Consider the following 9,936-nt stretch of genomic DNA (forward strand, 5'->3'; position numbering starts at 1 on the left):
CCGGTCGGCGCGTTACCGCGTGCACAGTGCTCACTCCCACGTCCTCGCCCGCTCGGCGGTGAGTTGCCCATCGTGCGGCGGGCCATCCGGGCCCGCAACCCCGGCGCGACCGAGGCCGCCGTCACATTCCGCGTCACGAGGCATCACGGCCATCGTATCCGTTGCTCGGATCGTGCCTGAAGGGCCGCGTTTTGTCAGCGCGGGAGATCGACCGCGATTTCGCGGTGATGGTGGAATATGAATCTTCGTCGGGGCCGGTGGATCGCGGTGATGATTATGGCCGTCGGCTTTCCGCCGGTCAGAGGGGCCACCACCGCCGTTTCGATCGCGGCGCGTGATCGGGCACGAGCGCGTTGGCCGCGTCCCTGGTGCCGGGGTGGTCGGGGCCGAGGCGTGCCGTGCGCTCGGCCACCACGCGGCGGCACAGGGCGGCTGCCTCCGCGTCCCGCCCGGTGCGGGCCAGGGCGCGGGCCACGGTCAGCGCCAGGTCGTCCTCGCGGATGGTCGGCGGGTCGACCAGGGCCTCGCGGGTGATCCGGTCGCACGCCTCGCCGAGCCGGGCGTCCGGCGGGCCGTCGGCGAGCTGGGCCTCGGCGAGGGCCCGTGCCGAGGCCCAGTCCTGCTCCCTGGCGGCCAGAGCCCAGCCAGTGGCGTCGCCGTGCTCCATGAGGTCGAGGACGGAGTGGCCCTCGGGTCTGCGGTAGAGGTAGCCGGCGCGGAAGGCCAGCCACCGCGCGCGGTTCATCGTCGCCAATAGCGGCGCCATGTCCGCGGCGCACTGCGCGTCCGTGGGTTCCGGCACGAGGGTGATCGTGTGCTCGTCGTCGACGGGAGTGGCGTCGTCGAGCAACGTGCCGACGAAGTCGCGCGCGCCGCCGTTGAGGACGGCTTTCGCGTGCGCGCGGCCGAGCGCTTTCCCGATTCCGCAAGCGAGGAAGAGGCTGTTCCACTCCTCGCGGATTCGGAGGAGGTTGTCGACGTCGAAGTACTCCGCAGGCGGTGGGCCGTGCCACAAGTGGTGGAATGCGGCGTAGTCGACGCGGGTGTCGCGGGCCCGGTGCACGTTCGACGACAGTTCGGCGGGCACCAGGCGGCGAATGGCTTCGTCGGATCCGATGAGAAGCGGGAAGTGCGCGGGGAACCGGATGAACAGCGGCCGTCCCGCGGGTAATCGTCGCGGGCGTCGGGCGGCGGTGACCACCACGCCGTGCTCGTCCATCGTGACGAAATCCTCGTGCGGGTCGCGGAACAGGTCGTCCAAGGGGACGCAGGAGAACCGCGGTCCCAGCGAGCAGGCCAGGTCCGCCGGTCGGGACGCCTCGTGCCACCGGGCCGCGTCCGGGTGCCGTTCACGCAGCTCACGCCAGTCGACCGGACCGGACAGCAGGACCACGCCGTCCCGGTCGACCAGCAGTCGCACCAGCAGTCGGAACAACTCGAACCGGGGTGTCCGGCCGGTGCGCGCGGTTATCTCGGTGAGCGGGACGGTCCTCTCGGGCAACGCCAGGTCACGTCGACGCAGGACGAAACCGGAATCGCTCACCAGCGCATGCTAGCGGGTGTGATTCGGACCACGACCGGGCGCGCGGGAATGGTGGTCGGACAATTTCGCCGCGCTGTAGTGAAACTTTTGCGCGCCGCGAACCGCCCGGACACTACTGTTCGGGCCATGGCGAGAGGACGCGTCACCCGCGAGGACTGGACGATGGCGGCGCTGCGCGCCCTGGCCCGGGGCGGGGTGGCGGCGGTGGCCGTCGACGTGCTCGCCGGGGAGCTCGGCATCACGCGCGGCAGCTTCTACTGGCACTTCAAGGACCGCGAGGCCTTGCTCGTGGCGGCGGTGGAGCTGTGGGAGCAGCGCACCACCGCCGACTTCATCGCCCGGCTCGCCTCGCTCGACGACCCGGAGGAGAAGCTCCGCGAAGGGCTGCGGACGGCGCTCGGCGCGGAGGTCGTCCCCGGCCTGGAGCCCGCGCTCGTGGCGCACGCCGACGACCCCGTGATCGCGCCGGTGCTGACCAGGGTGATCGAGCGGCGGATCGCGTTCCTCGCCGAGATCTACGCCGAACTCGGCCTCACGCCCGCGGTGGCACGTCGACAGGCGGTCCTGGCCTACGCGGCGTACCTCGGCTGGGCGGAGCTGCGCCGCGTCGCCGCCGGGGTGGTGCCCGAGGTCGCGGTGGAAGGTCCGCGCGGGCGGGCGGGCCTGAAGCACCTCATCGACCGGCTGGCCGCCGTCCGCTAGTGCTCTGAGCGGGATGGTTCACCGGGTGGGTGCTCGCCGCGGCAGCACCGGCCCGGTGCCTTGCAGGCGCGCGAAAATCGCGTGACCGTCCCAAGGGCACTGGTGACACTCACGCCATGACCGGTTCCGCACTGCCCCGACTGCTTCGACCGCGTGCCCTGAGGCCCGGGGATCTCGTGGTCATCGCATCGCTGTCCGGTCCGCTGCCGGCCGCTCACGAGCCCAACGTCGAGCGGACGGTGGTCGTGCTCGAACGGATGGGATTCCGCGTGCGCCGGGCACCTCTGCTCGAAGCAGGGCGGCGCCATTGGTGGAGCGCGGCCACGCCGGCGGAGATCGCCGGGGAGCTCAACGGGCTTCTGCGTGATCCCGAGGTGCGCGCGATCATCGCGAGTGACGGTGGCCAGACGGCGCTCGGCTACCTCGACCTGATCGACGTCGAGGCGATCAGGGCCGACCCCAAGCCGATCCTGGGCTACAGCGACCTCTCGCTGCTGCACCTGGTGCTCTACGCGCGCACGGGTCTGGTCGGGTTCCACGCCGACATGGCGGTCCCCGGCTTCGGCGGGCACTGGCAGTCCGCGCCCGTGGCGCGCCGAGCGGAACTCGAGGAGCTCTACTCCAGGTTGCTGACCGGTACCGCGGCGATCGGTGCGCTGCCCGCGAGCCCGTCGTGGGAGTGCTGGCGTCCTGGCCGTGCCGAAGGTCGGCTGATCGGCGGGGTGATCAATCGCATCGTGCTGGCGCAGGCGACGCGTTTCGCGCTGCCGCTCGAGTGGTTCGAGGGCGCGGTGCTCTTCTGGGAGGAGATGGGCGGCCTGGCCTCGCATGTCTGGAGCTACCTGCAGGTGATGCGACACTGCGGCATCCTCGATCGGATCTCCGGCATGGTCATCGGGGTTCCGCGCGAGATCAGCGGACTGGAACCCGGCGCGTCACCGACCCTGTCCGAGATAGTCCTCGACGTCCTCGGCGACCGTGACCTCCCGGTTTTGGGCAACGTCGAGTTCGGGCATGCCGGCCCGAACCTGCCGATGCCGGTCGGCATCCGCGTCGGTCTCGACGCGCGGCAGCGGACGTTGTCGCTGCTCGAACCGGCGGTAGGGCCGCACGCGACGACGGGACTGGTCGGCTGAGCGCTGCGGAGCGGTGAACCGACCACCCCCGGGGCCCGACTCGCGCTGTGGTCTATTGACATACAGGACTGTATGGATAAAACATACAGTCGTGTATGGACAACGGGGAGGGTGGTCGGAGCCATGGCGCACCGGGCGTTGAAGGTGTTCCGGATCGGCGCGTGGGCGTGGGTCGTCACGGGTGTGGGCCACCTGGCCACCGCGGCGCTGCTGGCGTCACGCCCCGAGGACCCCGCCGCGAGTTCCGCCCTCGTGGCGATGCGCGAGTACGGCACGGAGATCGCCGGTGTCCGGCGCAGCCTGCTCGACCTCGACCGGGGCATGTCGCTCGTCATGGCCGCCGCGCTGGTCTTCGGTGGCCTGGTGTGCGTGCTCGTCGCGCGGTCGGCGCCGGACCTGGTCACGCGGTCGCGATCGCTGAGCGGCCTGTGCCTGGCGGCATCCCTGGTCGTGCTCGGCCTGTCCGTGTGGCTGCTGCCCGCGCCGCCCATCGTCCTGTTCACGATCGCCTGCGCGGCGTTCGGCCGAGTCCTCGCCACGGCCCGGCCGGAAGTTTCCGCGCGGCCCGCATGACCACCCGAACGCGTCGCGACCGCGTGCTATACCTGAAGTGCCACAAGGGGAACAGCTCCGGCCGAGCACGGGAGGCAGGACGTCATGGTCGCGCACGTGGTCGTCATCGGCGCGGGTGTCTACGGCGCGGCGGTGGCCGCCTCGCTGACGAGGAGAGGCGCCCGGGTCACCGTGGTCGACGCGGGCGCGCCCGGCGGCGGCACGTCCGGCGCGACGTTCTCGTGGACGAACTCCTGCGGCAAGCAACCCCGCTCGTACCACGACTTCAGCGTGACGGGCATGCAAGCCCACCGGCGGTTGGCGGCCGACGTGCCGCACGGCGACTGGTACCACGAGACCGGCAACCTGGAGTGGGCCGCCACCGCCGCCGACCGGGCGGAGCTGAGCCGGAAGGTCGCCGGTGTCCTCGACTACGGCTACGAGGCGCGGTGGCTCGACCGGGCCGAGGCGTTGGACCTCGAACCCGACCTGGACCCGGCCGCGCTGCCCGACGACGGGATCGCGTACTTCCCGCGCGAGGGCTGGGTCGAGCCGACCCGGCTGATCGGGCACCTGCTGTCGACGGCCGCCGGCGCGGAGGTCGTGCGCGACGACGCGGTGACGGACCTGGAGGTGGTGGCGGACTCGGTGCGCTCGGTCGGGCTCGCCTCGGGACGGCGGCTGCGCGCCGACGCGGTGGTGGACTGCGCCGGGCCGCAAGCCGCGCGGATCGCGGAACTGGCCGGGTTGGCGCTGCCGATGCGCAACACCCGCGGTGTGCTCGTCTACACCTCGCCGGTCGCGGTGGCGGTGGCACGGGTCGTCCACGCGCCGCACGTCCACCTGCGCCCGGACGGCGGTGGGCGGCTCTTGCTGCACACCCCCGAGGTCGACGACGCGGCCCGCGCGTCCGACACCGGCGAGATCAGCGTGGAACCCTCGGCGGTGGAGGAGGTGGTAGAGGCGGGCCGTGCGCTCTACCCCGGCGTCCGCGCGGCGTCCGTGGAGAGCGTCCGGGTAGGGGAGCGGCCCATCCCGTTCGACGGCCTGCCGGTGCTGGGCCGGGTGCTCGAACTGCCGAACTTCCACTTCGCGGTCTCGCACAGCGGCGCGACCCTGTGCCTGCACGCGGGCGACCTGGTGGCGGCCGAGGTCCTGGGCGAGGACCGCGACGACGCCCTGGCCCCGTTCCGGTTCGAACGATCCGCTGCCGCCGAACGGCCCGCCACCCTCCAGTGAGGACCGGCGCGGCGTTGACTAGGCTCCGCAACGTGACCATGACCGATGTGGTGACCCGATTCCTGGACGGCGCCATCCACGCGTTCGACTTCCCCGATGGCGCGGTGGCGGACTCGGTCGCCGTGTTCGAGCTCCCGACCGGGGTCGAGCCGGACGGCCACGACGTGGCGCCGGACCTGGGCCGCGCGGTGTACGCGACCGGTGACGAGGTGGTGTGCGTCGACCGGGCCGGCAAGGCGTTGTGGCGGTGGGGTTTCGGCCCCGGTTCCGCGCGGCGGGCCGCGTCGGCGGCGAACTGCCGGTTCTCGGCCGACGGCACGGAGGTGTGGCTCTACCTGCCCGACGCCATGGCGGGACGCGGGCCGGACCGGTGGGTCGTCCTCTCCGCCGCGACGGGTGACCTGACCGCTGCGGCGGAGCTTGCCTGCGCCGGGCACGGCGGGAGCCAGTTCGCCCACCCGGACGGCGTGCACGTGCTGCTCGACGTCGGCGAGGGGCAGGACGGTTCGCAGGTGTACCGCGGTCGTCTCGTGCCGGACGGCCTCGACGTGGCCGCCTACCCCTGGTCCGACCGCAGCCTGGTGGACCTGGCTCCCGACGGCGGCCACTTCATGACCGTCCACCACGAGCAGGAGGACGTCGCCTTCCACACCCACCCCGACGGCGAGGTCGTCGTCCGGGTGCCGGTGGAGTCGTTCGGCCACGACCCCGAGGAGGTGTACGTGGAGTGGGCCGGCGGCTACCTCGACGCCGACACCGCGATCGTCGTCCTCGGCGGTGAGACCGAGGACGAGGAGGAGTGGCACCGGCACCACCTCGTGGACGTGCGCACCGGAGAGGTGCGCGGCACGCTCGACACCCCGTCCCGCGACGCCTACGACGTCGAGCCGCGCGGCGACGGGTCGTGGCTCAGCACGGACGACGACGGCCGGCCACGACGTCACACCCGCTGAGGGTCTTCGGTCAGCCGTAGCGGCGATGCCGCGGTCGATGGCGCGGCCTCCGGTTCGGTGGCACTGTCGCGCTGCCCGCGGACCGTGCGACCGGCGGAGGACGTCTTGGCGGACCACGCGAACGGCGGGCTGCTCCGGCAGCTGACCAGCCGCCAGATCGGCATGATCTCGCTCGGCGGCACCATCGGCACGGGGTTGTTCCTCGGTTCCAGCCTCGCCATCTCGATGGCCGGCCCGGCGGTCGTGCTGGTCTACCTGGTGGGGGCGCTCGCCGCCGTCGCGGTGGCTTACGCGGTGGCCGAGATGGTCGTGGTGCACCCGCAGGCGGGCGGGTTCGGCGCGGTCGGCGCGCGGTACGCCGGGCCGTTGGTCGGGTACGTCCAGCGGTGGTGCTACTGGGCGACCCAGGTGATCACGGTCGGCGGCGAGGTGGTCGCGGCCGGGCTCTACGTCCGGTACTGGTGGCCGCAGGTGCCCTTGTGGGCGTCGGTCTGCCTGTTCTCGGTGGCGATCCTGGGCGTCAACTTCGCGGCCGTGCGGCTGTTCGGCGAGGTCGAGTACTGGTTCGCGATGGTCAAGGTGACGGCGCTGGTCGTCTTCCTCGTGCTCGGCGTGCTCTACGTGGTGTTCGGGCTGCCGGGGCAGGACGCGGCCGGGCTGTCGGCGTGGACGGACCACGGCGGGTTCATGCCCAACGGGCTGACGGGCGTGCTGCTGGCGGTCAGCGTGGCGACGTTCAGCTACGGCGGGGTGGAGTCGGTGGCGATGACGGCCGCCGAGTCGCGCAGCCCGGTCCGTGACATCCCGCGCGCGGCCCGGCGGGTGGTGCTGCGGCTGGGGTTGTTCTACGTGCTGGCCACCGGGATCATCGTGGCGATCGTGCCGTGGACGGAGGCGGCGGCGGTCGACGGGGTGGCGGAGAGCCCGTTCGTGGCGCTGTTCGCCTCGATCGGCGTCCCGGCCGCCGCCGGCCTGATGAACCTCGTCATCCTCACGGCCGCGCTGTCCGCCGCGAACACCACGCTCTACCTGGCGTCGAGGACGATGCACTCGCTCGCACTGGACCGCTACGCGCCGAAGGCACTCGCCGCCGTGACCGATCGGGGCAGCCCGGTGAACGCGGTGCTCGCGTCGACCGCCGGCCTGGCCGCCGCGGCGGTGGCCGCCGCGCTGTCGCCGGACGCGGCGTTCCCGGTGCTGCTCGGCATCGCGCTGTTCAGCGGCATGGTGGCGTGGATGCTGATCTTCGTGAGCCACCTGGCGTTCCGGCGCGCCCGCCGCGGCCTGCCGCCCGCGTCGGTCCGGTTGCCGGGCGCGCCGGTGACCTCGGTGCTGAGCCTGCTGTACGTGGTGCTGGTGGTGGTGGCGACGGCGTTCACCGAGGCGTTCGGCCCGGCGTGGCAGGTCGGCGTGCCGTTCGTGGCCCTGGTGCTGCTGTCCTACCCGCTGGTGCGGTGGCGCCGGTCGGCCCGCGACCGACCGGCCGAGGACTACACCGAGTCGATGTAGCCGTGCGCCACGATCCGCCGGGCCGCTTCGCCGTACCCCTCCGGGTCGTCCAGCGCGAGCGTGCCGAGGCCGTCGACGTACCGGTTGAACATGCAGAACGCCGCCGCGATCAGCACGGTGTCGTGGATCTCCACGTCGGTGGCGCCGTGCGCCCGGGCCGCGTCGACCAGGTCGATGGTGACCTTGAGGCCCGACTGCTGCGTCGCGCCCGCGATCCGCAGCAGCGCCCGCAGCTTCTCCGACACCGGCGCGGTGTCGAGGTCGTCCCGCACCTGCTCCACCAGGGCCATGCCCTCGTCGAGTTGCGCGGCGGCGAACGCCGAGTGCGAGTCACCGCAGAACCGGCACGAGTTCAACCTCGACACGTAGGCCGCGATCAGCTCGCGCTCGCCGGCGGGCAGCGAGTTCGGCGAGCGCAGCAGGACTTCGGCCAACTCGTTGAGCGGCTTGGCCGTCTCGGGGCGGAATCGCATCAGGCCCCGGATGCCGGGGAACAGGGTCTCGTCCATGCCGAGATCGATGTGCGCCATGGTGTTCACGCTAGCCGTTCACCGACCGCTCGGGGGGCGGTCGGTGAACGGCGGCACTGCGTGATCCCGCAGTGGACGGCCCGAGCCCGCCGCGATGGGTGCGACGGGACCCGGGCGCGGTGGCACTACTTGGCGTGGCCGCGCAGCGCGAGCAGCACGGCGCCCGTCGTCAGGCCGTAGCCGACCGTGTGGCCGAACAGGCTGACCCACTGGGGACCTTCGACGACGAACACCATCTCGCTCATCATCGGGTCGGCGGTCACGCTCAACCACAGCGGCATGATGATCAGGGCGCCGAGGATCCAGAGCACCGCGCCGTAGAGCATGCTCGCGATGTAGACGGGCGGCATCATGCCCAGGTTGCGGGTCAGGACGCCGAAGCCGGCGCCGGCGATCGCGGAGATCACCATGTGGACGATGAAGCCGACGAAGGCGTTCTCGACGCCGATCAGCATGCCGACCATCGGCAGGGAGCCCAGACCGGCCATCAACAGCCCGAACACGAGGCCGCCGGCGAGTCCGGCCATCGCCCCGTTCCGGATGGGGGACTCAGACCTCGTGGTCGTCGAGGCAGCGATTGTCGCGGACACGATCAGCTCCTTTTGTCAGTTGTAGGGCATGGTCGGGAACCAGCCGATCCCGAAGATCGACGGGACGCGGACGTCCCAGTACACGAGCAGGAACACACCGAGCGAGATGAGCAGCGCCGCGCTGACCACGGTCGAGCGGCGGCTGTTGGAGCCGAACCACCGCAGGAACCGGCCCTTGGTGCCGAGGGCGAGCGCCGCGAACACGATGGTGACGAGCAGGACGTTGCCGACGGACTGGAGCACGAACGTGCCCGCGCCGAAGAGCGGGTTGCCGGAGTCGACGGCGGAGCGGAACAGCTTGATGAACATCGGGTAGGGCCGGCCGATGAGGAACGCGCCGACCAGCGCGCCGAGCACCACCACCCGGGCCACCGGCCGGTCGCGGAACACGTCGGGCAGCACGCCGAGGGCGGCGAGCCCGAGGTAGGCCATCGCCAGGCCGACGAGACCGAACACCACGGCCGACTGCACCAGCCGCACGGGCATGTCGCCGATCATCGCGCCCGACAGCTGCGGCAGGCCCGGCCCGATGAGCACGCCGACCGCGCCGTAGACCGCCGACACGCCGACCATGCCCGCGGTGAAGAAGCCCAACGGCCGCAGCAGTGACCGCAGCGTGCCCTGGGAGGCCCCGCCGGCTTCGCTCATCGGTCCGATCGACGCCGCCATGGCGATGTTGCACGCGGTGAACGTGCCCGCGAGCCCTGAGACGAACGCGAACACCAGGCCGGCGGCGGTGCCCGCGATCGAGGCGCTCGCGGCGTCCTCGCCGAGCAGCGCGTTGGCGACGTTCGCGCCGATCACGTGGTCGACGAACTCGTAGGACCACAGCACGGACAGCAGCACGCCGGCGATGACGCTGCCGACGATCAGCCGTCCCGGTCTGGTGATCCGGTCGGTCCCGATGACGGGCCGGTGGGCCATGGGCGTTCACCTCGCTGCGGTGGCGGAGCTCTCTTCGGTCGACTCAATGTCCTTGGCCGCGCGCCGGTCCGACAACTTCCATGCTGCTGTCCTGCGCCGCCGTCGCGCGGCGGGCGACCACGGCGCGACGGGGCCGTCCGGCGGGCGGGAAACACCCGGCGGAACCACCGGGTCATCGCGAATGCCAGTACCGCTGATACCAGGATGAGTGATGGCGCGCGCCTTGTCGGCGAGCGCGGCGGCATTGAAGCCGAATCG

The 9,936-nt window shown here is 72.0% G+C and carries 10 protein-coding genes; 6 read left to right on the plus strand and 4 right to left on the minus strand.

All coding sequences use genetic code 11. The features are described 5' to 3' along the window. Positions 1–298: 298 nt before the first annotated feature. The gene (locus ABTZ99_RS28395) at positions 299–1,543 is read right to left on the minus strand and encodes a hypothetical protein (RefSeq protein ID WP_499615419.1); all 1,245 of its coding nucleotides are present in this window, start codon (positions 1,541–1,543) and stop codon (positions 299–301) included. Positions 1,544–1,669: 126 nt separating this feature from the next. Here ABTZ99_RS28395 and ABTZ99_RS28400 point away from each other — a divergent pair, with 126 nt between their 5' ends. The 6 genes from ABTZ99_RS28400 to ABTZ99_RS28425 all read left to right on the plus strand — a co-directional run bounded on the left by ABTZ99_RS28400 (position 1,670) and on the right by ABTZ99_RS28425 (position 7,634). Further along, entirely contained in the window at positions 1,670–2,245 is a 576-nt protein-coding gene (locus tag ABTZ99_RS28400) for a TetR/AcrR family transcriptional regulator (protein ID WP_499615421.1), read from the plus strand. A 116-nt stretch (positions 2,246–2,361) separates the two neighbouring features. After that, positions 2,362–3,381, plus strand: a complete 1,020-nt coding sequence (locus tag ABTZ99_RS28405; RefSeq protein WP_499615424.1) for a S66 peptidase family protein — start codon at positions 2,362–2,364, stop codon at positions 3,379–3,381. A gap of 111 nt (positions 3,382–3,492) precedes the next feature. Next, on the plus strand, positions 3,493–3,954 hold the full coding sequence (locus ABTZ99_RS28410) for an LIC_13387 family protein (protein WP_499615427.1): 462 nt from the start codon (positions 3,493–3,495) through the stop codon (positions 3,952–3,954). An 84-nt stretch (positions 3,955–4,038) separates the two neighbouring features. After that, positions 4,039–5,172, plus strand: a complete 1,134-nt coding sequence (locus ABTZ99_RS28415; RefSeq protein ID WP_499615430.1) for an NAD(P)/FAD-dependent oxidoreductase — start codon at positions 4,039–4,041, stop codon at positions 5,170–5,172. Between the two features lie 32 nt (positions 5,173–5,204). Continuing rightward, entirely contained in the window at positions 5,205–6,125 is a 921-nt protein-coding gene (locus ABTZ99_RS28420) for a hypothetical protein (protein ID WP_498780083.1), read from the plus strand. A 105-nt stretch (positions 6,126–6,230) separates the two neighbouring features. After that, a complete protein-coding gene (locus ABTZ99_RS28425) occupies positions 6,231–7,634 on the plus strand; it encodes an amino acid permease (protein WP_499615433.1) in 1,404 nt (467 codons plus the stop codon). On the opposite strand, the gene ABTZ99_RS28430 is transcribed toward ABTZ99_RS28425, so the two are convergent. The 3 genes from ABTZ99_RS28430 to ABTZ99_RS28440 form a co-directional block, all read right to left on the minus strand. Beyond that, a complete protein-coding gene (locus tag ABTZ99_RS28430; protein ID WP_498780080.1) occupies positions 7,616–8,164 on the minus strand; it encodes a carboxymuconolactone decarboxylase family protein in 549 nt (182 codons plus the stop codon). The genes ABTZ99_RS28425 and ABTZ99_RS28430 overlap by 19 nt on opposite strands. A gap of 125 nt (positions 8,165–8,289) precedes the next feature. After that, positions 8,290–8,691, minus strand: coding sequence for a hypothetical protein (locus ABTZ99_RS28435; protein ID WP_498780078.1), 402 nt, complete (start codon positions 8,689–8,691; stop codon positions 8,290–8,292). Positions 8,692–8,769: 78 nt separating this feature from the next. Next, entirely contained in the window at positions 8,770–9,678 is a 909-nt protein-coding gene (locus tag ABTZ99_RS28440; RefSeq protein ID WP_498780076.1) for a hypothetical protein, read from the minus strand. Between the last annotated feature and the right edge of the window lie 258 nt (positions 9,679–9,936).

The sequence above is a fragment of the Actinosynnema sp. NPDC002837 genome (genome assembly GCF_040295345.1).
Classification (GTDB): Bacteria; Actinomycetota; Actinomycetes; order Mycobacteriales; family Pseudonocardiaceae; genus Actinosynnema.